Raw genomic sequence first — 25,007 nt, 5'->3', positions numbered from 1 at the left:
GCGCTCAGCCGACGGCAACCAGCTCCTGGCGGCCCCCCGTGCGCTCGGCCTCGTCGACCAAGGCGACCGCCAGGTCGGCGTACGAAAAGGCCGGCTCACCTTCCACGCTCCCGAGCACCGCGGTGCCCCCGATCCGGTAGCGACCGGTGCGCTCGGCGGCCTCGTCGAGGACGATCGGCGGCGGGGCCAGCATCACCCAGTCCAGTCGACTGTCGACGGTCCGCAGCACCTCGAGTTCCGCGACGTGGCCCAGTGAGAACTCCCGGGCCGGCGCGGGAAACTCCGGGTCGTCCAGCACCCGGACACCGGGCGCGGTCTCGAGCATCGTGCCGATCCCGAGGGTCACCAGGCGACCGGTCCCGGCGCGACCGAGGCCGTCGACGAGGGCCCGGGCGGCGGCGACGTAGAACTCCGTCGACGGGACGTCGATGCGCGCCGCGGCGCTGATCGCGACGTCGTGGCCGGCCGCGAGCTCGGCCACGCTGTCGGCACTGGTGACGTCCCCGGGCCGCACCGTCACGTCGGCCAGCCCGGAGTGCGGCGCGCGGTCGAGGTCGCGGACCACGGCGGTGACCCGGTGACCGCGCGCGACCGCCTCCGCGACCGCGCGACGCCCGGCACGACCGGCGGCACCGAAGATGATGATCCTGCTCATGTGGGGCTCCGTTCGACGGGGCCGGCACGATCGCCGGCCGATGCCGCGAAGGTAGCGAGGAGGGTGCCGGTTACCGCAACGATAGTTACGCTGACCAGGTGAGCAATCGACTCGAGCGGGACATGTTCGCGGACTGCGCGTCGGGTCCGGCGCCGATCCGGATCGGCGACAAGTGGACCGCGCGGATCATCGCGTGCCTGCGCGAGGCTCCCCGCCGGTTCTCGGAGCTGCAGGTCCCGCTGCACATGGTCAGCCCGAAGGTGCTCACCGAATCGCTTCGGGCGATGGAGCGCGACGGAATGCTCACCCGGACGGCGTATCCGGAGATCCCGCCGCGCGTCGAGTACGAGCTCACCGCGCTCGGGCGGTCGCTGTTCGAGCCGATGGCGGCGGCCTGCGCGTGGACCCGCGAGCACCAGGACGCGGTCCGCGACGCCCGGGCCGCGCACGAGTTGCGGGCCGGCGCCTAACCGACGTCGCGGTGCAGCCAGGTGACCTCCGCGCCCTCGCCGCCGCTGCGGTAGGGCTCGAGCTCAGTGTCCCAGTCGGAGCCGAGTGCGACATCGAGTTCCGACGCCAGGTCGCCGGTGTCCCGGTGCGCCGCGATGATGGCCCGGAGCCGCATCTCGCCGAGGATGACGTCGCCGTTGGCGCTCATCGACCCGTGCCACAGCCCGAGTCCCGGTACATGACTGAATCTTTCGCCGTCCACGCCCTCGCTGGCGTCCTCGGTCACCTCGAACCTCAGCATCGGCCAGGGTCGCAGCGCGTTGACCAGCCTGGCGCCCGTGCCGACCGGCCCCGTCCAGTTGCTGGTCGCGCGCAGCAGTCCTGGCGAGGCGGGCTGGGAGGACCACTTGAGATTGGCCCGGCAGTCCAGGGTCGCGGTCAGCGCCCACTCGACGTGCGGGCATACGGCCGCGGGCGAAGAGTGCACGTGCAGTACACCATTCGTGCCTTCAGCGAACTGATTCAACGCGTGCACGGGATACCTCCAGCTTCGACGAGGGACGTCTTCCCCAACGACCTCGTGTCGGCTCCACGCGCTTTCGAGGTATCAGTGTGCACCAGGGGCCAGCTTTACGCATCACGAACAAGTAACCGGCAGTTGGCCGACGGTCCGGCGCCTTCTCGGCTACGGTCCGGACACCTCCGCGAGCACCGCGTCGCTCAGCGGCGGCCAGGCCTGCTTCGCCCAGTCCCCGAACGGCTTGTCCGCCAGCGCCACACACGCGAGCGACCGCGCGGGGTCGACCCACAGGAAGGTGCCGGACTGTCCGAAGTGCCCGTAGGTGGCGGGCGAGTTCGCGGCGCCGGTCCAGTGCGGCGCCTTGCCGCCCTTGATCTCGAACCCGAGCCCCCAGTCGTTGGGCCGCTGCGAGCCGTAGCCCGGCAGCAGGCCGTCGAGTCCGGGGAACTGCACCGCGGTCGCGTCGGCGGCGGTCTGCTCGGAGAGCAGGGTCGGGCGCAGCAGTTCGCGGGCGAAGCGGGACAGGTCGGCGACCGTGGAGCGGGCGCCGTGCCCGGCCGGGCCTTCGAGCGTGGACGCGGTCATGCCCAGCGGCGCGAACACCGCCTCGCGCAGGTACTCGGGGAACTCGATCCCGCTCTCGGCGGCGACCAGGTCCGCGAGCACCTCGAAGCCGGCGCTGGAGTAGATCCGCTTGGCGCCGGGCGGGGCCGCCACCACGTTCTCGCCGAACGCGAGGCCGGAGGCGTGCGCGAGCAGGTGCCGCACCGTGGACCCGGGCGGTCCGGCGGGCTGGTCGAGCTCGACGGCGCCCTCCTCGACGGCGACGAGCACCGCGTACGCCACCAGCGGCTTGGTCACCGACGCCAGGGCGAACACCCGGTCCTGCTCCCCCGCCACCCCGATCGGGCCGTCCGGTCCGATCACCGCCGCGGCGGCATGGTCGACGGGCCACTGGGCGATCGCATTGAGGCTCTGCACCCGGCCAGCCTACGAGACCGCCCTCAGCCCTCCGCCAGCCTGGCCAGCCCTGCCGCCAGCGCCGGATCCGCACCCGAGGCCGACTGGAGTGCGGCCAGGAACGTGCCGGCCAGCACCTGCTCGAGCGTCGCCCGCTCGACGTCCGCGCTCGCCAGCCACCGCAGGCACGCGGCCTTCTCGAACGCCAGGCAGCCCTCGATCACCATGACCGCGATCTCACTCGGCGTATCGATGCCGAGCGAATCGAGAATCAGCTCGAACGAGGCCGCGTCCACTCGGCGCCCCAGTTCGGCGAGGCCCGAACTCCCACCGGCCCGCATCAAGGCCTGCCACCCGACGCTGTGCAGCTGCACGTGATCGAGGTAGGCCCCGAGCCCGGCCGTCAGCCGGCCGAGCAGGGGTCCCTCGCCGGTGGCCGCGGTCAGGTCCGCGATCATCTTGTCCGCCGCGGACTCCATCGCCGCAAAGACGAGCGCGTCCTTACCGCCGAAGTAGTGGTACAGCAGCCCGACGGACACCCCGGCCTCCGCCGAGATCTCCTGCACGGAAAGCCGTTCCGGCTCCCGGGTGGACAGCGCACGCAGGGTCGCCTCGATCAGCTCGGCGCGACGCTGCCCGGTCGTCAGCCGGGTGCGTTGCTCGGGCATCGGCGCCCCTCCCCTCGGTCGCGCTCACTCCAGGTCTCGAACACTATTGAAATGGCGTTCAACAGAGGCTACCGTCGAGTTTGCTATTGAATCCACTTTCAATACAGGGAGCCCGACATGACGCAGAGCGGCACCAACCTGGAAACGGAACGCTGGATCGAGACCACCGCGGGCCCGGTCCATCTGCGCGAGGTCGGCGCCCCGACCGGCAGCCCGCTGCTGTTCGTGCACGGCGCGCTCGTCGACAGTCACCTCTGGGACGGCGTCGCCGACCGGGCCGCCGCCCTCGGCTACCGATGCCTGCTGCCGACGCTGCCCCTCGGCTCGCACACCCGGCCGATGAAACACGACGCCGATCTGAACCCACCCGCACTGGCCGACCTCGCCGCCGAGGTGGTCGGGCAGCTCGGGCTCCGCCAGGTCACGGTGGTGGGCAACGACACCGGCGGCGGCCTGAGCCAGATCCTGACCGCCCGCCATCCCGATCTCGTGCGGACGCTGATCCTCACCGCCTGCGATGCCTACGAGCAGTTTCCGCCCCGGTCGCTGCGCGTCTTCTTCGCGCTCGGCCGGGCACCCGGCGTCCTCGCCCTCGGCGGGCAGCTCATGCGGACGCGGGCGGCGCGACGCTTCGCGATTCCCCGGCCGCTCAGCCATCGCGGGGTCAGCGACGGGGTGATCGCCGGTTGGACCCGACCGTTGCGGGACCGGGTGCTGCGCCGGGACACCGTCAAGTTCATGGCGGGGATCGATGCCTCGCACACCCTGGCCGCCGCGCAGCAGCTGCGCACCTTCACCGGCGGGGCGTTGCTCGTCTGGGGCGCCGACGACCGCGTCTTCGGCCTCGACCTGGGCCGCAGGCTGGCGGCCGACATCCCGGACGCTCGGCTCGAGCGAATGAGCTGCCCGGCGCCGTCGAGTGGTGCGAGGTCTAGTGGTCCGCGTCGGTGTACTTGATGACGCCGCGGAGGTTCTTGCCGTCCAGCATGTCCTGGTAGCCCTCGTTGATCTGCTCGAGGCTGTAGGTGTTGGAGATCATGTCCTGCAGGTTCAGCTGACCGGACTTGTACAGGTCGAGCAGCATCGGGATCTCGTGACGCGGGTTGGCGCCACCGAAGACGTTGCCCTTGAGCGTCTTCTGCAGCATCGCGAAGAGGAAGAGGTTCATCTTCACGTCCATGTCGGACATGTTGCCCATGGAGGTCACGACGCAGGTGCCGGCCTTGGCGGTCAGGGTCAGCGCCGGGTCCACCAGCGCGCCGTCCATCTCGCCCATGGTCAGGATGACCTTCTGGCACATCTTGCCCCAGGTCAGCTCCATGACCGGGACGATGGCCTCCTCGAGGCTCGCATAGGCGTGGGTGGCACCGAACTTGAGGGCCTGCTCGCGCTTGAACGGGACCGGGTCGATGGCGATGACGTGGCGTGCACCGGAGACCACCGCGCCCTGCAGCGCGGCCATGCCGACGCCGCCGACGCCGACGATCGCGACGGAGTCACCCGGACGAACCTGCGCGACGTTGGTCGCCGAGCCCCAACCCGTCGTCGTGCCGCAGCCGACGAGCGCGGCGACCTCGAACGGGATGTGCTCGTCGATCTTGACCGCGGAGTACTCGTGCACGGTCATGTACGGCGCGAACGTGCCGAGAAGGGACATCGGGATGACGTTCTGGCCGCGGGCCTGGATGCGGAAGGAGCCGTCGGAGATGGACTCGCCGGTGAGCAGGCCCATGCCGAGGTCGCAGAGGTTCTGGTGACCCTGCGTACACGGGTCACATGAGCCACAGGCCGGGATGAAGGACAGGACGACGTGGTCGCCCTCCTTCAGCCTCTTGACGCCCGGGCCGACCTTGGTGACGACGCCCGCACCCTCGTGCCCGGCCAGGACCGGGAAGGACGGCAGCGGGGTGGCGCCGGTGACGAGGTGGTAGTCGGAGTGGCACATCCCGGCCGCCTCCATGCGGATCTGGACCTCGCCCTCCCGCGGATCACCGAGTTCAATCTCCTCGACCGAGAACGGCTCGTTCAGTCCCCACAACAGCGCGCCTTTAGTCTTCATATTCGTTCTGGCCTTTCGTCCGCGTCAGCTTGTCGTGATCGAGGTGACGGTGATCACACGGCACACGATAGCCGGAATCCGGCCAAATTGGAACACGTTCTAGGCGAATTTCGTATCAGGGTGAAACGAAGAAGGAAACGCGCAGTTCAACGGGGGTGCACCCGCCGAACTTCCGGCGCGTCGGCAGCCCCCGGAGGGCGGGATTCCGGCCTCGAACTGGACGCTCGTTCGTCAGCCTCGCACATCGTGCAGATGATGAACACACTCGTGGGCGAGGGACTCCATGGCGAAGGCGGCCCCACGGTACGAACCGCCCCGGCGCCGCGTCAGCCGATCCGCAGCGGCAGGCTGTGGTGCCGCCGCACGAAGATGCTGGGCACCCACGCCGCATCGCCGGCGAGCCCGACGTCGGCGCTGCGGTCGAGGAGCAGGGTGATCGCCGCGAGCGCCTCCATCCGGGCCAGCGCCGACCCGAGGCAGAAGTGCGCGCCCTTGCCGAAGGCCAGGTGCGCGCGGATGCTCGAGCGGTCGAGGACGATCTCGTCCGGACGCTCGAACCGCGCCGGGTCCCGGTTCGCGGCGCCCCACAGCAGCAGCAGGTGACTGCCGGCCGGCAGCGCGACCCCGCCGAGGGTGGCGTCGGAGACGACGTGCCGGTGGTGCGCGCGGAACGGCGACTCCAGCCGCAGCGCCTCGTCGAGGAAGGCGTCGACCAGCGCGGGCTCGGCGCGCAGCCGCTCCTGCACCTCCGGGCGGGTGGCGAGCAGTCGCGCGGCGCTGGCGATCAGCCCCGCCGTCGACTCGCCGCCGGCGCCGACCAGCTGGATCAGGATCAGAACCGCGACGTCGTCGGTGAGCTCCCCGGCCCGGCAGGCGGCCGCGAGCACGCCCATGAGGTCGTCGCGTGGGTCCGCCTTGGCCGCGACGAAGTGGGTGTGGAGGTAGCCGGCGAGCTCCACGGACGACGCGACGAGCTGACCGAGCCGGTCCCCCGTGACCACCCCGCCGAGCAGTTCGGTGCTGTCGTACGCCCAGGCCAGCAGCTGCGGCACGTCCTGCTCGGGCAGGCCGACGAGGTGCGCGATCAGCGCCAGCGGCAGCTTGTCGGCCATGTCGGCGGCGTAGTCGATCCGGCCGTCGCGCAGTCCCTCGGCCCACAACCGGTCGGCCAGCAGGTCGACGGTCGGCCCGAGCGCCCGGATCCGCTTGCCGAGGGTGTGCAGCACCAGCTTGCGGTGACGGCCGTGGGTGGGGTCGTCGGCGGTGGCCAGCACGTGCACGGCCCGCCCGCCGCCGTCCATGTCGAAGGTGACCGGCGGCCCGTCCGGCTGCTGGACGAGGACGCCGGTCAGGTTGGACGAGAAGTCCGCGACGCGGGCGGTCGCCTCGGTGACGAGGTCCCAGGTGGAGACGAGGTAGAAGTCGGTGCCCGGGACGCGGTGGACCGGCGAGCTCTCGCGCAGCGACCGGTACAGCGGGTTCGGGTCGTCGAGGTTCGCCGGGTCGAAGATGTCGATCCCGTCGAGCGGCAACGCGGTCATCGGCGACTCCCAGCAGTAGTAGAACCCGTTACAGATTCACCACCGTTCACCCTCGCCGCAGCCCTGTCAAGCAGGGAAAACGGGCTGAGATCGACGCCCGAGCACCGCCCGGGCCGGGCGTCTCAGCGGCCCGGCGGCGCCCCGGCCCGCCGCTGCTCAGCGCCACGCCGGCCGGCGCCGCGCCTAGACTCACCCGCAATCTCGTCTCACGCATGAGACGACCGTGAGACAGAGGATCGGGGGCCTGGTGGACGCGTCGCACCGTCGGCAGGACTGGCTGGGCACGGACCCGCGGCGCGCCGCCGCGATCGCGCGGATCCGGGGCGCCGCCGCCGAACTGTTCCTCGAGCGCGGCCTCGACCAGGTCAGCGTGGAGGACGTCGCGGCGCGGGCGGGATGCTCCCGCGCCACCCTCTACCGGTACGTCGGCGGCAAGTCCGCCCTGGTGGGCGCGGTGGTCGCGGCCGCCGCGGAGACGGTGGCCGAGCGGGTCGCCGCCGCGGTGGCGCCGCTGACCGGGTCGCGGCGGATCGTCGAGGCGATCCTGGTCTCGGTGGCGGCGGTGCGCGCGGACCCGGCGCTGGCCGCCTGGTTCGCCCACTCCGGGCCCGGACGCGGCGACGACTACCTGGCGTCGTCACCGGACCTCGGCCGGATCGCCACCGCGCTGACGGGCATCGCGCCCGACGACGACGCCGCTCAGTGGATCGTGCGGGTGGTGATGTCGCTGCTGGCGCTGCCCGCGGCCGACCCGGCCGTCGAGCGGCGGACCGTCGAGCGGTTCGTCGAACCGGCGTTCCGGTAGCGCCGACCGTTCACGGGACCGTCGACGGCGGTCCACCCGCGGTCGGCCGCTCGGCCACCGGGGCAGATCAAGGTGACTCGCACTTCCCCCGTCGACCAGGAGATCACCCACCCATGCCCCTCACCCCACGCAGCGCGTTCACGACGCTTGCCGCGTTTGTCCTCGTCGGCGCCGGCACCCTCGGCGCCACCGGGACCGCCCTCGCCGGACCCGACCTGAACTCGCCCACCTGCGGGCCCTCCGCGGGCAGCCTGTCCGACCTGCTCCCCAACGGTTCGTCGAGCGGGTCGGCCGCCGGCTTCTCCGACTCCCCCTACCGCTGCGCCGAGGCCGGCGACCTCGTCGACGTCCGGATCGGCGACGTGCGCGCCACCCAGCCCTCGCTCGGGTACGACGAGGTGTACTACAAGCTCGGCCGGTACACCCTCGGCAAGGACCCGATCAACAAGAAGTTCGACGACTGGTGCGAGGCGAACGGTCAGGTCAAGGCGGTGTCGGCGACCCCGGCCGCCAAGATCTCCGACCCGGGGTCGTTCGCCTGCGAGCTGCCCGTCGGCCAGGAGACCGCGGAGTCCATCGCGCCGATGAAGACCGTGGTGGTGGGCCCCGCCGGCAAGCTCTACCTGACCGACGGCCACCACACCCTGACCTCCTTCTACGAGACCGAGGGTCCCGACGTGCACGTGCGGTTGCGCGTGCTCGGCAACCTGAGCGCCCTGTCGGGCAACGCCTTCTGGGCCGAGATGCACAAGAACGGGTGGGTCTGGAACCGCGACGTCGACGGCAAGGAGGTCCCGGTCGCCGGCCTCCCCGCCGGGGTGGGCCTGGCCAACTTCGCCGACGACCGGTACCGCAGCCTCATGTACTTCGCCCGGGACATCGGCTTCACCGCCGGGACCATCCCGTTCCAGGAGTTCTACTGGGGCGCATGGCTTCGCGACACCCAGGCCGCCGACCTGACCGGCTGGAACCCGCGCGAGCTCGCCAGCTACCTCGACACCGTCAAGCGGGTCACCAAGGCGCAGACGGCCCTTCCGGCCGGCGCCGTGGTCGACGCCGGCTTCACCGCGAGCCAGCTCGGCGTCCTGGCGGAGTGGAACGACGGTAAGGCCGAGGACAAGGGCGAGTTCGCCAAGGTGTCCAAGCCGTACTCCGACGGCAAGCCCGGCAAGATCGCGTACGCACTGGAATACAAGGCGGCGCACGGGAAGTAGGCGCCGTCACCGCCCGAGAATCGGCGGTGTCCGCATGACGACGAAGGCCCCGGAGCGATGTGCCGGGGCCTTCGCCGTGCCCAGCGACGGTAGAGTGCGGCCATGGCGATCAGCCGCAAGTCCAGGTACGCGCGGCGACGCAAGCGGCGGATGGACCTCGTCGAGCACGACCTCACCGCCCCGCAGTGGACCGCGCTACAGGAGGCATGGAACGGCTGCGCCTACTGCGGCGCCCGGGACCAACCGCTGCAGCGCGACTGCGTCCTGCCGATCTCGCGAGGCGGCCGCTACACGCTGGGCAACATCGTGCCGGCCTGCGCCTCGTGCAACTCCAGCAAGTGCAACGGCGAGGTCACCGCCTGGATGCGCCGCAAGGGACACGACGAGAAGGCCTTCCTGCTGCGGCTTCACGAGATCGGCTCGGCAATGAGCGCGCGCTTCCCGAATCCGCCGGACGACGACGCTCAGACCCCGGCAGAGAGCACCCGTCAGGGCTGAGAGGTCACACCGTCACGACCGTCTTACCTCGGGCACGCCCCTCGCTCAGACAGGTGACGGCCGCGGCGGCGTCATCGAGCGCAAAGGTCCTGCCGACAACGGGGGTGAGCTTGCCCGCCTCGACGAGCTCCGTGAGAACCACGAGGTCGTCCGAGTTCTCCGACGCGACGAACGTGCGGAGGTTCTGACGGACGAAGGGCGACAACAGGAGTGCGCGGATCTGGCGGTCCGTACCGCCGAGCCACCGGCCCGTCGTCTCGGATCCCACGATGACCACGGTTCCCCTCGGCGTGAGCGCCCGCCGCAGGTGTGCGAGCGAGCGATGCCCGCCGATGTCCAGGATGACGTCGTACCGCGTCGGCGGTTCGGCGATGTCGCGGACCAGGTAGTCGATGACGTGGTCCGCGCCGATCGAACGGACCATGTCGACCTTCGCCGTGCTGCAGACGCCGGTGACCTCGGCCCCGAACGCCTTGGCGATCTGGACCGCAAAGGTCCCGACCCCGCCCGAGGCCCCGACGACCAGCACCCGCTGCCCGGGCTTCACCCGCCCGTGGTCACGAACGGCCTGCAGTGCGGTGAGCCCGGAGACAGGGACGGCGGCTGCCTGCTCGAACGTGAGGGCCACCAGCTTGGGTGCGAGCGCGGCCTCCGCGGCCCGCGCGTACTCGGCCAATGCGCCCTCGGCGATGCCGAACACCTCGTCCCCTGGCCGCCACCGGGTCACCTTCGTGCCGACCGCCTCGACGACCCCTGCCAGTTCGCGTCCTCGCACCCGCGTCCGCGGCGCGCGAATCCCGTAGCCCGCGAGGCGAACCGGATAGGGCAGTCCGGTCATGATGTGACAGAGGCCGCGGTCCACCCCCACGGCCCGCACCCCGATCAGCACCTCGTCGTCACCAATCGCGGGACGGTCGATCACTTCCAGCCTCAAGACCGCGCCGGCCTCGCCGTACTCGTCCTGGACGATCGCCTTCATCGTTGTCATCTCCGCCACGGCCTGTCGTATTCCGTCTGCCGGATCCACTCGTAGGCACTCTCGCCCGCGAGATAGACTTACGTCGTAAGTATTACGCTTACTTTGTAAGTCCCGCAAGATTCGGGGACAGCTTCGAGATTGGGGACAGATGGGGAAGTCATCCGGCGCACCAACGCCCCGGGCCCGGTTGGACCGGGCGCAGGTGTTGAGCGCGGCCGTTGCGATTGCCGACGCGACGGGGATCGAGTCGGTCACCATGCGCAAGGTCGGCGCGAAACTCGGCGTCGAGGCCATGTCGTTGTACAACCACGTGGCCAACAAGGAAGACCTCCGTGACGGGATGGTCGACAGCGTCTTCGGCGAGATCGAACTCCCCGACGGACGAGCCGACTGGCGAGGCGCCATGCTCCGTCGGGCAGCCTCGGCCCGCGACGCACTCTCTCGCCACCCCTGGGCCACCGCGCTGATGAGCTCGCGGACCAACCCCGGCGCCTCGACCCTGCGACACCACGACGCCGTAATCGGAACCCTTCGGGGAGAGGGCTTTTCGATCGCAATGGCGGCGCATGCTTTCTCGGTCATCGACAGCTACGTCTACGGATTCGCACTACAGGAGGCGAGCCTGCCGTTCGACACCGCGGAGGAGACCACCGAGGTCGCGCATGCGATCCTCGCGCAATCCACCGCCGACGAGTACCCGCACCTCACCGAACTGGCGGTCGAGCACGTGCTGGCGCCCGGCTACGACTACGGCAACGAATTCGAGTTCGGGCTCGACCTGATACTCGACGGTCTCGACCGCGCTCGACGCGCGACCCGGTGAAACCGGCCCCGGAGTGAACACCGGGCGAAGTGGGGCGGGCGGGGCTCGAACCCGCGACCAATGGATTATGAGTCCACGGCTCTAACCGACTGAGCTACCGCCCCATTTCCGCACGGGCGACGCCGGCGGACTGCAGAGCAGAATGCTACCGGCCCCCGCGACTCGCACGAGAGCAGGGTGCGGTTACCCATCCGGGCGTACGACCGCCGCGACCGCCCACCGAGAAGGTGATCCTCGTCACATCTCAAACTACAGCCCGAACCGGGCGAACCCCCGACACAAAAGAAGCCGGCCACCAGGTGATCCTGGTGGCCGGCTTCTCAGTGTGCTCCCCCGACTGGACTCGAACCAGTAACCGTCCGATTAACAGTCGGAAGCTCTGCCAATTGAGCTACAGGGGATTACTTCAGCGCCTCCCGTTTCCGTTTGGCTGCAGAGAGACTTTAACCCATAACCCCACCCAGGTGCCAAATCGCCTGCCCAACGCGTTGTCAGGCACACTGTGGGCAGGCCGTTCGTCGGGGAGGAAAGCAGGAAATGATGCGCTTGTTGATCGGTATCGCCGCGGGCTACGTGCTGGGAAGCAAGGCAGGCCGGGCGCGCTACGAACAGATCAGCCGGGCCGCCAAGGCCGTGGCCGGCAGCCCCGCCACCAAGAAGGTCATCGAGGTGAGCCGTCAGAAGCTCTCCGACAGCCTCAGCACCCAGCCGAAGCTCGAGCCGCTCAAGCAGATCGACACCGAACCCGACACCACCATCTACGTGCCGCGCGAACGCCTTTGACGTCCTCACCGGCCTGAAGGCCGGTGATCCCTACCAGCGCCGATCGGCGCTCTCGGTGGGTTCCTGTTTCGTCGAGTCGTGCTCCACACCAGGCGGGGAGTCTTACCGTCTCTCCACAGGCGTTTCGCCTCTCCGCCCGTCCGGCGGCGAGGACGGCCGGCCTTCTCCTCCAACATGCGGGTGAACATGGCCCAGCCGGCGTCGTGCATGGACTTCGCCAGGCGGGTGCGGGCCAACCCCTTCACACACAGGTCCTCGACGAACACCGCTTGGTTCTCGCGGATCAGGGTCGTGGACTGCTTGTGCGCGAAATCAAGTCGAGCATCCCGAACGTGGGCGTGTGCGCGTGCGACCCTCCTTCGGGCCTTCGCCCGGTTCTTGCTCCCCTTCTCCTTCCGGGACAGGGTCTGCTGCGCCGTCCGCAACCTGCGTTCCGCGCGGCGGAAGAACCGCGGGGACTCGATGACCTTCCCGTCCGAGAGCACCGCGAACGTCGTCAGTCCGAGGTCGATACCCACCTCCGAGTCCACCTCGGGCAGGGGTTCGGCGGCGACGTCGACGACGAACGACGCGAAGTACCGGCCCGCCGCATCCCGGATGACCGTCACCGACGACGGCTCGGCCGGCAGTTCCCGGGACCAGCGGACCTTCACGTCCCCGACCTTCGGGAGCCGCAGCTTCCCACCAGCAGTGACCCGGAACCTCGCGTTGCGGGTGAACCGGACAGCCTGCCGATGATCGCGGCGGGACCGGAACCGCGGCGCACCGACCCTCGGGCCCTTGCGTCTCCCGGTGATCGAGGCGAGAAAGTTGCGGTACGCGGTGTTCGCGTCCGCGAGAGCCTGCTGCAGCACCACCGACGACACCCCGGCCAACCACACCTCTCCGGAGTCTTCTTGGCCGCGGTGAGGGCTTTCGACAGTTCCGCGTCCGTGGGATATGGCAACCCGTCGCGGCGGGCGTGCTCGCGTGCGGCGATCGCGTCGTTGAACACCACCCGAGCGCATCCGAATGCCCGCGACAACGCCTCCTGCTGCCCCACCGTGGGGTTCAGGCGGTACCGGTATCGGAGCTGCACCCACCGGTCATGACACCAGCCACCGACACCCCCCCACCGGCTGCACACCGGTCAGTCACACCATCGTGTCCAGAGCGCACTCGGTCCTGGCGGGCCTCCCGCGTGGGTCTTCACGTCCTCCGTGAATGACGGAGCATCCGCCCCAATTCGGGTAGCGGCTCCCGTCGGGGGCACGGAACTAGCTAGAGGTCCTCCGAGTTGTCCCCGACCGCCTGCTCGAGCAGGCTGCGCCGGTACTGCTCGAGCGCCACCAGGTCGCCGAAGAGCGACATGTACTCGTCGGGGTGGTCGGCCTGCGACATCCGCTGCAGCTTGGACTTGAGGTCGGCGACCTGCTGGCCCACCCACACCTCCTGAAGCCGGGCGAGCACCCGCGGGATGTAGTCGGCCATGTCGGAGGCCCGTATCGGCTCGACGGCCAGCTCGGTGACCAGCGACTGCAGCGGCTCCACCAACCGTCCCACGGCCTCCATCCACTCGGCGCCGCCGAGGCCGGCCCCGGTCCCGCCGGCGTCGGCGACGGCCTGACGGATCATCACGTAGGCGGGGTGGCTGAACGTCTCGACGGGCAGCGAGTCGAACACCGACCCGGCGATCGCCGGGTACTGCAGGGCCGCCTTGAGCGCGTCGCGCTGCGGCCACAGGGACGGGTCCTTGGGGTTCGGGCGGGCGGGTGCGGCGGGGCCGTCGGCGGCCGGCGCGGGCGTCTCGGCGAACGACCCGGACTGCTGCGGCCGACCCCGGGCCGCGTTGCGCGGCGAGTTGCGACGCGCCTCGTCGCGGACCCGCTTGATGACGGTCGGGATGTTGTCCCAGCCCACCCAGCCCGCGAGCTGACGCGCGTAGTCCTCGCGCAGCGCCTCGTCCTTGATCCGGGCCACCACCGGTACCGTGCGGCGCAGCGCCTCGACCCGGCCCTCGCTGGTCTCGAGGTCGTGCTCGGTGAGCAGCGACTTCACCACGAACTTGTACATCGGGATCCGGCGCGCCACCAGGTCCCGGACCGCCGCGTCGCCGGCGGCCTGCCGCAGCTCGCACGGGTCCATCCCGTCCGGCGCGACCGCGACGAAGGACTGCCCGGACATCTTCTGGTCGCCCTCGAACGCCTTGAGCGCCGCCGCCTGGCCGGCCGCGTCGCCGTCGAAGGTGTAGATGACCTCGCCGCGAAAGTAGCTGTCGTCCATCAGGAGTCGGCGGAGCATCGCCAGGTGGTCCTCGCCGAACGCGGTGCCGCACGCCGCGACCGCGGTCTTCACCCCGGCCAGGTGCATGGCCATCACGTCGGTGTAGCCCTCGACGATCACCGCCTGGTGGCCCTTCGCGATCTCCCGCTTGGCCAGGTCCAGGCCGAAGAGCACCTGAGACTTCTTGTACAGCATGGTCTCCGGCGTGTTGATGTACTTGCCGGGCATGGTGTCGTCGTCGAAGAGCTTGCGGGCGCCGAACCCGATCACGTCGCCGCCGAGATTGCGGATGGGCCACACCAGCCGCCGCCGGAACCGGTCGATGGGGGTGCCGCGCTTGCCGGGCGTCGCCAGCCCGGCGTCGATGATCTCCTTGGCCTCGAACCCCTTGGTCATCAGGTGCTTGGTCAGGGTGTCCCAGCCGTCAGGGGCGTACCCGCAGCCGAAGGTGACGGCGGCCTGGCCGTCGAAGTTGCGTCCGGTGAGGTACTCGCGGGCGGTCTCGGCGTCGGGTTCGCGCAGCCGCGCCGCGTAGAACTCCTGGGCCGCCGCGTTGGCGGCCACCAGCCGGGCCCGGGTGCCGCGGTCGCGCTGCACCGACGGCCCGCCGCCCTCGTAGGAGATGGTGTAGCCGACCCGGTCCGCCAGCTGCTCGACGGCCTCGACGAAGGAGACGTGCTCGATCTTCTGCAGGAACGAGTAGACGTCGCCGCCCTCGCCGCAGCCGAAGCAGTGGTAGGTCCCGTGGTTGGGCCGGGCGTGGAAGGAGGGCGACTTCTCGTCGTGGAACGGGCACAGGCCCTTCATCGAGTCGCCGCCGCTGCGCTTGAGCGCGACGTACTCCCCCACGATGTCTTCGATGTGTACCCGGTCGCGAATGGCCGCGATGTCTCGTTCAGAAATTCGGCCCGCCACTGGGCCAGTCTAGGGCCTGCGCCGCCACACCCCGTCAGCTCAGGGTCGATCCGTGACGCACACCTTAGGATTCGCGTCATGTCGTCTCCGAAGCGCAGGTGGCTGCGTCCCATCCTGGTCGGTTCGCTGGTCCTCGGCGTCGTCGCCGTGGTCGGCTTCTTCACGATCGCGCCCGGCGCCGTCGAGCGAAGCATGAACAAGACCGTCGCCGCCGACCTGCCGGAGGTCAGCGCGCAGACGCGCGAGCTGCACGACAGTCTGCAGATCGCCGACATGCACTCGGACACCCTGATGTGGGACCGCGACATCCTGAAGCGGTCCAGCCGCGGGCACATGGACCTGCCCCGCCTGCAGGACGGCAACGTCGCGCTGCAGGTGTTCTCGTCGGTGTCGAAGTCGCCGAAGAACCAGAACTACGACTCCAACTCCGACCAGACCGACAACATCGAGCTGCTGACGGTCGCCCAGCTGCAGCCGCCGCGCACCTGGGGCTCCCTGCTGCAGCGCTCGCTCTACCACGCGGAGAAGCTGGAGAAGGCGGCCGCGGACTCGGACGGGCAGCTGCGGCTCGTCCGCACGAAGGCCGACCTGGCCAGCGTGCTCGAGGACCGGACGGCCGGGCAGAACGTGACCGGCGCGCTGTTCTCCGTCGAGGGCCTGCAGAACCTCGAGGGCGACGCCGGGAACCTCGACCAGCTCTACGACGCCGGCATGCGGATGGCGGGGTTCACCCACTTCTTCGACAACGAGACGGCCGGCTCGATGCACGGCGAGGAGAAGGGCGGCCTCACCGACCTCGGGCGGACGGTGTTCGCGGAGATGGAGCGGCGCGGGGTCATCGTCGACATCGCGCACGCGAGCCACCCGGCGATCAAGGAGATGCTCGAGCGGGCGACGCGGCCCGTCGTGGCGAGCCACGGCGGTGTGCAGGCGACGTGCGACGTCAACCGCAACCTCACCGACGACGAGATCCGCGGCGTCGCGGCCACCGGCGGCGTGGTCGGGATCGGCTACTGGGACGCGGCGGTGTGCGAGCTGACCCCCGCCGCGGTGGTCGACGCGATCGAGCACGTGATCGAGGTCGGCGGCCTCGAGACCGCGGCGCTCGGCAGCGACTACGACGGGGCGACGACGGTGGCCTGGGACACCAGCCAGATCGCGGTGATCACCCAGGAGCTGCGCGACCGCGGCCGCAGCGACGACGAGATCCGGGCGATCATGGGCGGAAACACGTTGCGGGTGATGGCCGAGGTGCTGCCGTAGCGTTCCGCGCCTAGCCCCAGGCGGCCTGCGCACCGAGGCTCTGCTTGTCCACCCGCTCGAGCCGGCTCTCGGTGTAGGACGCGATCTGGTCGACGATCACCCGGGTCCGCGCCGCGTCGTCGGAGGCCCGTTCCCACGCGGGCAGCAACAGCGGGTCCAGCCCGGACGGCGCGGTGCGCAGCAGCCACTGCGCCACCCGGTGGATCCGGTCGCGTTGGCGGTCCTGCCGGGTCCGGTGCCCGGCGTCGGACATCACGTACCGCAGCGCGACCGTCTTGAGCAGCGCCACCTCGGCCGCCACGATCGGCGGGATCTCCAGGTCTGCGTCGTAGCGGGACAGCGGCACCCCGCCGGTGACGGCCCGGGTCTCGGTGACCGCGGCGGTCGCGAACCGCCCGACCAGCTCGCTGGTCAGGTTCTTCAGCGCCACCGAACTGGCCAGCGTGCCGTCGTAGCTGCCGACGCCGACGACCACCGGCAGAACCGAGAGTCGTTTCGCCGCCTCGACCAGCTCGCCGACGACCAGCCCGCGGAACTCCGAGGCACCCATCTCCGCGAGCGCGCGCTGCTCGGCGGGGTCGGCCAGCGCCCGCAGGTCGATCCGGCCGGCGATCACCCCGTCCTCGACGTCGTGCACGGAGTAGGCGACGTCGTCCGCCCAGTCCATGACCTGCGCCTCGAGGCAGCGGCGGGTCCCGGGCGCGCCCTCGCGCACCCACTCCAGGATCTCCGCGTCGTCCTCGTAGGCGCCGAACTTCGCGCCGGGCGCCGGCCGGGTCCACGGGTACTTCACGGCCGCGTCCAGGGCCGCCCGGGTGAGGTTGAGCCCCACGCTGCGACCGTCCGCGTCGAGGACCTTCGGTTCCAGGCTGGTGAGGATCCGCAGGTTCTGCGCGTTGCCCTCGAAGCCTCCGCAGTCCGCGGCCACCTCGTCGAGCGCCTTCTCCCCGTTGTGCCCGTAGGGCGGGTGCCCGATGTCGTGCGCCAGGCCGGCCAGGTCCACGAGGTCCGGGTCGCAGCCGATGCCGTCGGCGATGCCGCGGCCGATCTGCGCGACCTCGATCGAATGGGTGAGCCGGGTGCGCGGGGTGTCGCCGTCGCGCGGGCCCACCACCTGCGTCTTGTCGGCCAGCCGGCGCAGCGCGGCGCAGTGCAGCACCCGGGCGCGGTCGCGGGCGAAGTCGCTGCGCCGGGCGGAGGTGCCGGGCAGCCCGCCGACCTTCGGCGCCTCCACGACGCGGCGGTCCACGTCGTGCGGGCGGTACACCGCGGTCACCGGTTCGCCGTTCATCACTGCACCGCGGTGTACGGGAAGTCGGCCGAGAAGTGGGTGAGCTGGTACCAGAGCAGCGCGCCGGTCTCCCGCATGATGCCGTGCGCCTGCGACTCCCGGGTGAACACCGCCGGCCCCTGCCGGGTCGGCGCGGTCCAGGCCTCGAGCCCGGCGTCGCGGGCCATGGTCCGGGCGCGCAGCGAGTGCCAGGGGTCGCTGACCAGCACGGCCGAGGTCATCCCGTTCTCGCCCATCACCCGGCTGACGCCCTCGACGCTGAGCAGGGTGTCCGAACCCTCCTCGACGGCGATGATGCTGTCCGCGGGCACGCCGCGGCCGATCATGTAGTTCTTCCCGGACGCGGCCTCGGTGTAGACGTCCCCGACCTGCTTGCCGCCGACGGTGACCACCTTCGGCGCGACGCCCTTGTCGAAGAGCTTGACGGCCTGCTCGAGGCGCGCCGCGAACACCGACGACGGGGTCCCGGAGTACTGGGCGGCGCCGAGCACCACGATCGCGTCGGCCGGGGTCACGTCGCTGATCCGGGCCACCTGCCACACCCGGACCGCGGTCCCGCCGACCAGCACCACCGCGATCAGGATCGACCCGGCCACGAAACGGCGGGTCCACCGGGCCAGGGTGCCGCCGAACCCGAGTCGGTCGGCGTCGCGCTCGACCAGTGCTGTTGAACTCACTCCGTAAGTCTGCCAGCAACCGCGCGCGGCGCGTGGCCCGGCGCGCCCGTTCGGCGCCGGTCGAGCCGCTGGACCGCGACCGTCGGCGTGGCTCGCCGGTCGCGGCGGTGACGACAGCGAGAAGTCGCCCCCTCCCGATAGATTCATCCCCATGGCATTCGCACAGCCGCGCGCTCGCGCTCGACACGCCGACCACCGGGCCGGGTTCGCCCGCTTCTCACTCGCGGCGGTGTTGACCACAGTCGCGGCCCTGCTCGGGTTGCTCACCCTGCCCGGGCTCGCGGCGGCCGAGGCGCCGTTCCGGATGCCGGGGCAGATCTCGGACCGGATCGGCGTCCTCGACGACACCCAGCGCGCCGACGTCCGCTCCGCGCTGGACACCCTCTTCGACGAGCAGCACGTGCAGCTGTGGGTGGCCTACGTCAGCAGCTTCGACGGCATGGACGCCGACAGCTGGGCCGCCAAGACCGCGCAGACCAGCGGGCTCGGCAGCCAGGACGTGCTGCTGGCGATCGCCACCGACGACCGCGCGTACGCATTCGACGCGCCCTCGGACCTGAAGAACGTGACCTCCTCCGAGCTCGACAGCATCGAACGTGACGGCATCGTGCCGGCGCTGCGCGAGGACGACTGGTCCGGCGCGGCGATCGCGGCGGCGGGCGGACTGTCCGACGCGATGAGCAGCTCCGGCTCGTCCGGCACCGCGAAGTACCTGCTGGTCGCCGGCGCCGTGGTGATCGTCGGCGCGGGCGGCACCGTGCTGTACACCCGCCGCAAGAAGAAGGACCGGATCCGCGCCGGCATCGACGCCGCGCGGGACGTGGACTGGACCGACCCCGTCGCCGTGGCCGCGTTGCCGCTGACCACGCTCGACGCCCGCGCCCGGGAGGTGCTGGTGGAGACGGACAACGCGGTCCGCACCAGCGAGGAGGAGCTGAACCTGGCCACCGGCGAGTTCGGCGAGCACGCCACCGCACCGTTCACCGCGGCCTTCGAGTCCGCTAAGACCGCGCTCGCATCGGCGTTCACCATCCGGCAGCGGCTCGACGACGACGTGCCCGAGACGCCGGAACAGCAGCGGGACATGCTCGTCACCCTGATCTCCACCTGCAGCAAGGCGGACGCCGAACTGAACTCGCAGGTCGCCGAGTTCGACGGGATGCGCGACCTGCTGATCGACGCCCCGGCCCGCCTCGACGCCCTCACCCAGCAGGTGGTGGAGCTGACCGTGCGGATCCCCGCCTCGGAGACCGTGCTCGAGGGCCTGCGCACCGAGTTCCCGGCGCCGGTGCTGGCGCCGGTCGCCGAGAACGTGACCCTCGCCCGCCAGCAGCTGGCTTTCGCGGACCAGAACATCACCGCCGGCCGCGCCGCCACCGCGTTGCCCGCGGGCAAGCAGGGCCCGGCGGTCGCCGCCATCCGGGCGGCCGAGGGCGCCGTCACCCAGGTCCGCGACCTGCTCGACGGCGTCGACCACGCCGCCGACGACATCCGCAACGCCATCGCCACACTGCCCGCGGCGATGGAGGAGACCCGCAAGGACGTCGCGGCGGCCGTCGGGCTCGCGGAGTTCGGCGGCGAGCGGCTGGCGCAGGCGAAGGCCGCCGCGGAGGCCGCGCTGGCCCGGGCCGAGGCCGACCAGCACAACGACCCGCTGGGCGCGTTCACCGAGATCGCGAAGGTGGACGGCGAGCTGGACATCATCCTGGCCGCCGCGCAGGACGCGCAGCAGCAGGCCGAACGGGCCGCAGCGCGGCTGACCCAGGACCTCACCGCGGCGCAGGCGCAGATCACCGCGGCGACGGACTTCGTCAACACCCGGCGCGGCGCGGTCGGCGCGGAGGCCCGGACCCGGCTCTCCGAGGCGCAGCGGCACTACGAGGCCGCCCGCCAGCTGGCCGGCTCGGACCCGTCGAAGGCGCTGCAGCACGCCCAGGCCGCCGGCGACCTCGGCGCCCGGGCGATGCGGCAGGCCCAGTCCGACGTGCAGCGCTGGGAGGCCAGCCGCCGGCCGCAGCAGAGCGCGGGCAGCAACACCGGCGCGATCCTCGGCGGCATCCTGATCGACTCGATGATGCGCGGCGGCATGAGCGGCGGCTGGGGCAACCGCGGCGGCGGGGGCGGCGGCGGCCGCTCCCCCGGTTCGTTCGGCGGGCCCAGCAGCTCCGGCCGGATCACCCGCAGCGGACGGTTCTGAGCGCGGCCGCGTTCGCGCGGCGCTGACCGGTCCGCGGACCCGTCGGCCACGCGCGGTCGCCGGGGAGAGGAGGAGCGGTGAGCACCTCGCTGGCCCAGCCCGGTCTCGCCCTGGCCGTGGTGTGCACGGTGATGGCGCTGGCCGCGGCGTTGGTCTACCGGGTCGCGGCGCTGGACCATCCCCTGGTGGTACCGCGGGCGGCGCTGCGCGGCGCCGCGCAGTTGGCCGCCGTCTCGGTGGTGCTGGCCGCCGCGCTGGCGCACCTGTGGTCGGCGGCATTGGTTCTGGCGCTGATGTTCGCGGCCGCGTCGGTGACCGCGGCGCGGCGGGCCGACGCCGGACGGTCGGCGGCGTGGTTGAGCGTGGCCCTGGCGGCCGGCGTCGGGGCCGTGCTGCCGCTGCTTCTGGTCAGCGGGGTGGTCCCGTTGAAGGGCGTCGCCGTCATCCCGATCGGCGGCATCGTGCTCGGCGGCGCGATGACCGCGACCTCGCTGGCCGCCAAACGGTCTCTCGACGCCATCGCCCAGCGCCACGGCGAGGTCGAGGCGGCGCTCAGTCTGGGCCTGAGCCTGCGGGACTCGCGCATGGAGGTCATCCGGTCCGCGGCCGCCGACGCGCTGCTGCCGGGCCTGGACCAGACCCGCACCGTCGGGCTGGTCACGCTGCCCGGCGCGTTCGTGGGTGTGCTGCTCGCCAGCGGATCCGCCGTGCAGGCCGGGGCGGTGCAGATCCTGGTTCTCGTCGGCCTGCTGCTGGCGCAGACCTGCGCGGTCGCGATGACGATGGAACTGGTCGCCCGGGCGATCGTGACGCGGTAGTCGGCGTCAGTCGGTCATCCACGCACCCACGGTGTGCACCACCTGCAGTTCCGGCTCCCAGGGAACGATGGAATCGACCGCCGCCTGCAGTTCGCTGATCGGGGGAAGCTCCTCGGGACCGAGCACCGACACGGTCGGTGTGTCACCGTGCCAACTGACGTCGGTCACCTGCGCACCCGGCACGTCCGCCAGCCACCGCTCGCCGGCCTCGCTGATCTGCTCTGCCCACAGCGACGACAGGGTGTTCACCACCATGGGCACCGCGACGACGACCAGGCCCACCGCGAGGACGAGGTAGGCCCCGCCGCGCCTGCCCACGCTCCGCCCGTCCACGGCGCCGTACCCGGCGACCACCAGGACACCGGTCGCCGTGATGACCATCGCGAGGACGTTCGACAGGAACAGGACGAGTGCCCCCAGCGCGAGGGACGGCGCGTCGGAGCCGAGGCAGACCCCCACGACCGCCAGCGGCGGGACGAGCGAGATCGCGATCGCCACCCCCGGCAGCACGTCACCGACGTCCCGCCGCGCCACCGCGATGGCCCCGACCAGACCGGTCGCCAGTGCCGCCGTCAGATCCGACAGGTTCGGCGAGGTCCGTCCGAGGACCTGCGAGTTCGAGAGCACACCGGTCGGATTGGGGAGCAACTGGGCGAACACCGCACCGATGACGACGACGAGGACCGCACCGAGGGCCACGATCACGACGCTGCGCCAGATCAGCCGTCCCCGGCCGGTGGCGACGCCCAATCCGATTCCGAGAATCGGCGTCGACAGCGGGGCCACGATCATCGCGCCGATCACGGTCGCGGTGGAGTCCCCCACCACGCCGGCGACCGCGATCAGCCCGGAAAGGACCAGCATCGTCCAGAACGCCGACCGCTTGGCGCTGCGGTCGCCGGTGGCCAGGTCGAGGCGATCGTCCAGTTCGTCCAGATCGCGGCGTTGTGTGTCTGGAATCAGCATCTTCAATCCGGCCCTCTCCCAGCGATACTCGGTGCGCCGCGGCGACGGACCGCCGGCGCCGCGGTGCCCGATACTCACGCCGGTGTGACGATCGCGAAGTTCTTGTCGCCCGGGTCCAGGACCCCCGCGAGACGGGCGAGGACCGAGGCGTCGCCGCGGAGCTCGGCGCCGGACTTCGCGAGCCCCTCGGCCGACAGTCCGCCCAACCCGAGAACCGGCAGGGCCCGGGCGGTGGTGGTCAGGATGGCGTCGGCCTCGTCCTTCTGGCCGTGGGTGCTGTAGGTCAGCACCCCGTTGGCGAGCCGCAGCCGGTACCGCTCGCCCGAGTCGGTGAGCACGACGTCGATCGAGAGCTTCTCGTCCCACGCCTTCGGTCCGTTCACCTGGATCGCGATGGCGTCGAAGAGCATCGCCGGGGTCAGCTGAGCGATGACGTCGGGTGCGCTGGTCTCGGTCGGCGTGCCGAAAGATCCCTCACGCAGCTCGGTCATGCCGGAGAGGTACCAGCTGCGCCAGGTGCCGTTCTCCGCCCCGTAGCCGAGCTGCTCGTAGGTGTCGGCGAGGAGTTCCCTCGCCTGCGGGTGGTCCGGTTGCGCGAAGACCACGTGGTTGACCACCTGCGCGACCCAGCGGTAGTCGCCGGCGTCGAACGACTCCCGAGCCTTCGCGACGACCGCGTCGGCGCCCCCCATGAAGTCGACGTAGCGCTTCGACTGTTCGACGGGGGTGTGCTCCCACAGGCTCGCCGGGTTGCCGTCGAACCAGCCGAGGTAGCGCTGGTAGATCGCCTTGACGTTGTGGCTGATGGAGCCGTAGTAGCCGCGGGTGCTCCAGGCGTTCTCGATCGACGGGGGCAGTTGGATCTGTTCGGCGATCTCGGGCCCGGTGAGGCCCTTGTTCATCATCCGCAGCGTCTGGTCGTGCACGTACGCGTACAGGTCACGCTGGGTGGACAGGAAGTCGACCACCCGCTCCTTGCCCCAGGTCGGCCAGTGGTGCGAGGCGAACACGACCTCGACCTCGTTGCCGAACAGGTCGACGGTCTCGGTGAGGTAGCCGGCCCAGCCGTGCGGGTCCCGTACCACCGCGCCGCGCAGCGTCAACAGGTTGTGGAAGTTGTGCGTGGCGTCCTCGGCCGCGCACAGCGCCTTGAAGTCGGGGAAGTACAGCAGCATCTCCGACGGCGCCTCCGTGTCGGGCGCCATCTGGAAGACCATGCGGACACCGGCGACGGTCATCTCCTGACCGGTCGTGGTGATGATGTCGGTGGGGGCGATGAGGGTGACGGTCCCGGTGGACACCGTCTGTCCCAGTCCGGCGCCGACCTGGCCCTGCGGACCGCGCGCGAGCGCGGCGCCGTACATGTATCCGGCGCGCCGGCTCATCGCGGTGCCCGCGAAGACGTTCTCGGAGACGGCATGCTCGGTGAACCCTTCCGGCGCAATGATCTTCACCTTGCCGGTGTCCACCTCCTCCTGCGACACGAAGCCCCTGACACCGCCGAAGTGGTCGACGTGCGAATGGGTGTAGACGATCGCCTTGATCGGGCGGTCCCCCCGGTGCTCGCGGTACAGCTCCAGCGCCGCCCGGCCGGTCTCCTCGGAGAGCAGGGTGTCGACGACGACCACGCCGTCGTCACCCTCGATGAACGAGGTGTTCGACAGGTCCATGCCGCGCACCTGGTAGATCCCCGGGACCACCTCGAACAGCCCGTCTATCGCGTTGAGCTTCGACTGCCGCCACAGACTCGGGTTCACGGTGTCCGGGGCGCCGCCCTCGAGAAAGGCGTAGGTGTCGTTGTCCCAGAGCACCGTTCCGTCCTCGGCCGTGACCGCGTTCGGGACCCGGCGGGCGACGAGACCCCGGGTGGCGTCGTCGAAATCCTGGGCGTCGGAGAATGGCAGACTCTCGAGCAGCACTTTCTGCTGTCGGACAATGGACTCGGATGCAGGCTTCGATGTCATGACCATGTCGCCATGCTGCGACGCCCGGCGCCCGCCCACCTCACCTGAGGGGGGTGAATCGGTCACTCACCCGACCACGCCTTGTCGCGCACGGCCTGGGCGGCCATCGCCGCGCACCGCCGCGAATGGTCGTCGAGTGACGACACGGACCGGACCGATGAGATTTCGAGCTCCCGACGGTCTACCCGAGGGAGCCCACCGATCGCCACGAGAGGACCACATGACGTTCACAGCAGACCCAATGCGCTCGTTCGAGAGCATCGTCGGACGGTGGCAGACGTCGGGCACCGTGCTCGACGAGCACGGGCAACCTGTCGCGAGGATCGACGGCACCGACGAGTACGAGTGGATGCCCGGCGGCAGATGGATCGTCCATCGCGTCGACGTCACGATGGGCGACGACCACGTGCATGCCCTCGAGCTCATCGGCGAGCACGACGCCGAGACCGGCACGTACGCCATGCGGGCGTTCGACGGCTCCGGCGCGTACGGGGAGATGACCGCGCGCCCGAACACGGACGGATCGTGGACGTTCCTCGGCGACGGGATGCGCAGCACCCTCCGGCCGTCCGAGGACCGGTCGTCCATGACGGCGCGGTGGGAGCGGCGGATCGACTCCGGCGCCTGGATTCACTGGATGGACATGCGCTTCGCCGCCATGACGTAGCGCTCGCCGACAACGATTCGACGGGTGGTCGC

The 25,007-nt window shown here is 70.8% G+C and carries 24 protein-coding genes and 2 tRNA genes; 11 read left to right on the top strand and 15 right to left on the bottom strand.

The features are described from left to right. Positions 1-4: 4 nt before the first annotated feature. The gene (locus AC1DWC_RS06500; protein WP_477906668.1) at positions 5-655 is read right to left on the bottom strand and encodes an NAD(P)-dependent oxidoreductase; all 651 of its coding nucleotides are present in this window, start codon (positions 653-655) and stop codon (positions 5-7) included. Between the two features lie 98 nt (positions 656-753). Here AC1DWC_RS06500 and AC1DWC_RS06495 point away from each other — a divergent pair, with 98 nt between their 5' ends. Next, complete coding sequence (locus AC1DWC_RS06495) at positions 754-1,125, top strand: winged helix-turn-helix transcriptional regulator (protein ID WP_477906667.1); 372 nt, start codon at positions 754-756, stop codon at positions 1,123-1,125. Here AC1DWC_RS06495 and AC1DWC_RS06490 read toward each other — a convergent pair. The 3 genes from AC1DWC_RS06490 to AC1DWC_RS06480 form a co-directional block, all read right to left on the bottom strand. Next, positions 1,122-1,640 carry a DUF3145 domain-containing protein gene (locus AC1DWC_RS06490; protein WP_072845822.1) on the bottom strand — a complete coding sequence of 173 codons (519 nt, stop codon included), beginning with the start codon at positions 1,638-1,640 and terminating at the stop codon, positions 1,122-1,124. The genes AC1DWC_RS06495 and AC1DWC_RS06490 overlap by 4 nt on opposite strands. A gap of 150 nt (positions 1,641-1,790) precedes the next feature. Continuing rightward, on the bottom strand, positions 1,791-2,606 hold the full coding sequence (locus AC1DWC_RS06485; protein ID WP_477906666.1) for a serine hydrolase domain-containing protein: 816 nt from the start codon (positions 2,604-2,606) through the stop codon (positions 1,791-1,793). 23 nt (positions 2,607-2,629) lie between these two features. Beyond that, a complete protein-coding gene (locus tag AC1DWC_RS06480; protein WP_477906665.1) occupies positions 2,630-3,253 on the bottom strand; it encodes a TetR/AcrR family transcriptional regulator in 624 nt (207 codons plus the stop codon). A 117-nt stretch (positions 3,254-3,370) separates the two neighbouring features. Between AC1DWC_RS06480 and AC1DWC_RS06475 the strand changes: the two genes are divergently transcribed. Beyond that, positions 3,371-4,210 carry an alpha/beta fold hydrolase gene (locus tag AC1DWC_RS06475; RefSeq protein ID WP_477906664.1) on the top strand — a complete coding sequence of 280 codons (840 nt, stop codon included), beginning with the start codon at positions 3,371-3,373 and terminating at the stop codon, positions 4,208-4,210. Here the strand turns inward: AC1DWC_RS06475 and AC1DWC_RS06470 are convergent. Both AC1DWC_RS06470 and AC1DWC_RS06465 read right to left on the bottom strand, forming a co-directional pair. Next, positions 4,185-5,312, bottom strand: a complete 1,128-nt coding sequence (locus AC1DWC_RS06470; RefSeq protein ID WP_477906663.1) for an NDMA-dependent alcohol dehydrogenase — start codon at positions 5,310-5,312, stop codon at positions 4,185-4,187. The genes AC1DWC_RS06475 and AC1DWC_RS06470 overlap by 26 nt on opposite strands. A gap of 326 nt (positions 5,313-5,638) precedes the next feature. Then, positions 5,639-6,853 (bottom strand): cytochrome P450, encoded by a 1,215-nt coding sequence (locus AC1DWC_RS06465; RefSeq protein ID WP_477906662.1) that lies wholly within the window; start codon positions 6,851-6,853, stop codon positions 5,639-5,641. Positions 6,854-7,076: 223 nt separating this feature from the next. Between AC1DWC_RS06465 and AC1DWC_RS06460 the strand changes: the two genes are divergently transcribed. The 3 genes from AC1DWC_RS06460 (at position 7,077) to AC1DWC_RS06450 (ending at position 9,370) form a co-directional block, all read left to right on the top strand. After that, positions 7,077-7,658, top strand: coding sequence for a TetR/AcrR family transcriptional regulator (locus AC1DWC_RS06460; protein WP_477906661.1), 582 nt, complete (start codon positions 7,077-7,079; stop codon positions 7,656-7,658). Between the two features lie 113 nt (positions 7,659-7,771). Beyond that, the gene (locus AC1DWC_RS06455) at positions 7,772-8,872 is read left to right on the top strand and encodes a ParB/Srx family N-terminal domain-containing protein (RefSeq protein ID WP_477906660.1); all 1,101 of its coding nucleotides are present in this window, start codon (positions 7,772-7,774) and stop codon (positions 8,870-8,872) included. A gap of 150 nt (positions 8,873-9,022) precedes the next feature. After that, entirely contained in the window at positions 9,023-9,370 is a 348-nt protein-coding gene (locus tag AC1DWC_RS06450; RefSeq protein ID WP_477906685.1) for an HNH endonuclease, read from the top strand. Between the two features lie 4 nt (positions 9,371-9,374). Here the strand turns inward: AC1DWC_RS06450 and AC1DWC_RS06445 are convergent, their stop codons facing one another. Then, on the bottom strand, positions 9,375-10,358 hold the full coding sequence (locus AC1DWC_RS06445) for an NAD(P)-dependent alcohol dehydrogenase (RefSeq protein ID WP_477906684.1): 984 nt from the start codon (positions 10,356-10,358) through the stop codon (positions 9,375-9,377). Between the two features lie 139 nt (positions 10,359-10,497). Between AC1DWC_RS06445 and AC1DWC_RS06440 the strand changes: the two genes are divergently transcribed. Further along, positions 10,498-11,172 carry a TetR/AcrR family transcriptional regulator C-terminal domain-containing protein gene (locus AC1DWC_RS06440; protein ID WP_477906659.1) on the top strand — a complete coding sequence of 225 codons (675 nt, stop codon included), beginning with the start codon at positions 10,498-10,500 and terminating at the stop codon, positions 11,170-11,172. A gap of 30 nt (positions 11,173-11,202) precedes the next feature. Here the strand turns inward: AC1DWC_RS06440 and AC1DWC_RS06435 are convergent. Together AC1DWC_RS06435 and AC1DWC_RS06430 are read right to left on the bottom strand one after the other, a co-directional pair. After that, a tRNA-Ile gene (locus AC1DWC_RS06435) sits at positions 11,203-11,276 on the bottom strand. Between the two features lie 224 nt (positions 11,277-11,500). Beyond that, a tRNA-Asn gene (locus AC1DWC_RS06430) sits at positions 11,501-11,573 on the bottom strand. Between the two features lie 136 nt (positions 11,574-11,709). Between AC1DWC_RS06430 and AC1DWC_RS06425 the strand changes: the two genes are divergently transcribed. Continuing rightward, positions 11,710-11,955 carry a hypothetical protein gene (locus tag AC1DWC_RS06425; protein WP_477844514.1) on the top strand — a complete coding sequence of 82 codons (246 nt, stop codon included), beginning with the start codon at positions 11,710-11,712 and terminating at the stop codon, positions 11,953-11,955. A gap of 5 nt (positions 11,956-11,960) precedes the next feature. Here AC1DWC_RS06425 and AC1DWC_RS06420 read toward each other — a convergent pair whose 3' ends face one another. Further along, positions 11,961-12,821 carry an RNA-guided endonuclease InsQ/TnpB family protein gene (locus AC1DWC_RS06420; protein WP_477906658.1) on the bottom strand — a complete coding sequence of 287 codons (861 nt, stop codon included), beginning with the start codon at positions 12,819-12,821 and terminating at the stop codon, positions 11,961-11,963. Positions 12,822-13,215: 394 nt separating this feature from the next. Then, positions 13,216-15,132 carry a DNA primase gene (gene dnaG, locus AC1DWC_RS06415; RefSeq protein WP_477906657.1) on the bottom strand — a complete coding sequence of 639 codons (1,917 nt, stop codon included), beginning with the start codon at positions 15,130-15,132 and terminating at the stop codon, positions 13,216-13,218. A 78-nt stretch (positions 15,133-15,210) separates the two neighbouring features. Between dnaG and AC1DWC_RS06410 the strand changes: the two genes are divergently transcribed. Next, positions 15,211-16,395 (top strand): dipeptidase, encoded by a 1,185-nt coding sequence (locus AC1DWC_RS06410; RefSeq protein ID WP_477906656.1) that lies wholly within the window; start codon positions 15,211-15,213, stop codon positions 16,393-16,395. 10 nt (positions 16,396-16,405) lie between these two features. Here AC1DWC_RS06410 and AC1DWC_RS06405 read toward each other — a convergent pair whose 3' ends face one another. Together AC1DWC_RS06405 and AC1DWC_RS06400 are read right to left on the bottom strand one after the other, a co-directional pair. After that, positions 16,406-17,686, bottom strand: coding sequence for a deoxyguanosinetriphosphate triphosphohydrolase (locus AC1DWC_RS06405; protein WP_477906655.1), 1,281 nt, complete (start codon positions 17,684-17,686; stop codon positions 16,406-16,408). Beyond that, positions 17,686-18,363: a YdcF family protein gene (locus tag AC1DWC_RS06400; protein ID WP_477844507.1), complete on the bottom strand. Its 678-nt coding sequence runs from the start codon at positions 18,361-18,363 to the stop codon at positions 17,686-17,688. Before AC1DWC_RS06400 ends, AC1DWC_RS06405 begins: the two co-directional genes overlap by 1 nt. Positions 18,364-18,514: 151 nt before the next feature. Here AC1DWC_RS06400 and AC1DWC_RS06395 point away from each other — a divergent pair, with 151 nt between their 5' ends. Both AC1DWC_RS06395 and AC1DWC_RS06390 read left to right on the top strand, forming a co-directional pair. Then, the gene (locus AC1DWC_RS06395; protein WP_477906654.1) at positions 18,515-20,560 is read left to right on the top strand and encodes a TPM domain-containing protein; all 2,046 of its coding nucleotides are present in this window, start codon (positions 18,515-18,517) and stop codon (positions 20,558-20,560) included. Positions 20,561-20,637: 77 nt separating this feature from the next. Further along, on the top strand, positions 20,638-21,378 hold the full coding sequence (locus tag AC1DWC_RS06390; RefSeq protein ID WP_477906653.1) for an ABC transporter permease: 741 nt from the start codon (positions 20,638-20,640) through the stop codon (positions 21,376-21,378). Positions 21,379-21,384: 6 nt separating this feature from the next. Here the strand turns inward: AC1DWC_RS06390 and AC1DWC_RS06385 are convergent, their stop codons facing one another. Continuing rightward, complete coding sequence (locus AC1DWC_RS06385; RefSeq protein ID WP_477906652.1) at positions 21,385-22,344, bottom strand: DUF389 domain-containing protein; 960 nt, start codon at positions 22,342-22,344, stop codon at positions 21,385-21,387. A 74-nt stretch (positions 22,345-22,418) separates the two neighbouring features. Beyond that, positions 22,419-24,308 (bottom strand): alkyl/aryl-sulfatase, encoded by a 1,890-nt coding sequence (locus tag AC1DWC_RS06380; protein ID WP_477906683.1) that lies wholly within the window; start codon positions 24,306-24,308, stop codon positions 22,419-22,421. Between the two features lie 220 nt (positions 24,309-24,528). Between AC1DWC_RS06380 and AC1DWC_RS06375 the strand changes: the two genes are divergently transcribed. Beyond that, positions 24,529-24,975 (top strand): DUF1579 family protein, encoded by a 447-nt coding sequence (locus tag AC1DWC_RS06375; protein WP_477906651.1) that lies wholly within the window; start codon positions 24,529-24,531, stop codon positions 24,973-24,975. Positions 24,976-25,007 lie beyond the last annotated feature (32 nt).

The sequence above is a fragment of the Rhodococcus sp. P4_C10 genome (assembly GCF_056402135.1).
This window is presented reverse-complemented; position numbering and strand designations above follow the sequence as displayed.

Bases quoted from the DNA above. Each gene is read 5' to 3' on its own strand.
- AC1DWC_RS06500 (WP_477906668.1), bottom strand. From the start codon at position 655: ATGAGCAGGATCATCATCTTCGGTGCCGCCGGTCGTGCCGGGCGTCGC.
- AC1DWC_RS06480 (WP_477906665.1), bottom strand. From the start codon at position 3,253: ATGCCCGAGCAACGCACCCGGCTGACGACCGGGCAGCGTCGCGCCGAG.
- AC1DWC_RS06475 (WP_477906664.1), top strand. From the start codon at position 3,371: ATGACGCAGAGCGGCACCAACCTGGAAACGGAACGCTGGATCGAGACC.
- AC1DWC_RS06470 (WP_477906663.1), bottom strand. From the start codon at position 5,312: ATGAAGACTAAAGGCGCGCTGTTGTGGGGACTGAACGAGCCGTTCTCG.
- AC1DWC_RS06465 (WP_477906662.1), bottom strand. From the start codon at position 6,853: ATGACCGCGTTGCCGCTCGACGGGATCGACATCTTCGACCCGGCGAAC.
- AC1DWC_RS06455 (WP_477906660.1), top strand. From the start codon at position 7,772: ATGCCCCTCACCCCACGCAGCGCGTTCACGACGCTTGCCGCGTTTGTC.
- AC1DWC_RS06450 (WP_477906685.1), top strand. From the start codon at position 9,023: ATGGACCTCGTCGAGCACGACCTCACCGCCCCGCAGTGGACCGCGCTA.
- AC1DWC_RS06445 (WP_477906684.1), bottom strand. From the start codon at position 10,358: ATGACAACGATGAAGGCGATCGTCCAGGACGAGTACGGCGAGGCCGGC.
- AC1DWC_RS06440 (WP_477906659.1), top strand. From the start codon at position 10,498: ATGGGGAAGTCATCCGGCGCACCAACGCCCCGGGCCCGGTTGGACCGG.
- AC1DWC_RS06425 (WP_477844514.1), top strand. From the start codon at position 11,710: ATGATGCGCTTGTTGATCGGTATCGCCGCGGGCTACGTGCTGGGAAGC.
- AC1DWC_RS06410 (WP_477906656.1), top strand. From the start codon at position 15,211: ATGTCGTCTCCGAAGCGCAGGTGGCTGCGTCCCATCCTGGTCGGTTCG.
- AC1DWC_RS06405 (WP_477906655.1), bottom strand. From the start codon at position 17,686: ATGAACGGCGAACCGGTGACCGCGGTGTACCGCCCGCACGACGTGGAC.
- AC1DWC_RS06395 (WP_477906654.1), top strand. From the start codon at position 18,515: ATGGCATTCGCACAGCCGCGCGCTCGCGCTCGACACGCCGACCACCGG.
- AC1DWC_RS06385 (WP_477906652.1), bottom strand. From the start codon at position 22,344: ATGCTGATTCCAGACACACAACGCCGCGATCTGGACGAACTGGACGAT.
- AC1DWC_RS06380 (WP_477906683.1), bottom strand. From the start codon at position 24,308: ATGACATCGAAGCCTGCATCCGAGTCCATTGTCCGACAGCAGAAAGTG.
- AC1DWC_RS06375 (WP_477906651.1), top strand. From the start codon at position 24,529: ATGACGTTCACAGCAGACCCAATGCGCTCGTTCGAGAGCATCGTCGGA.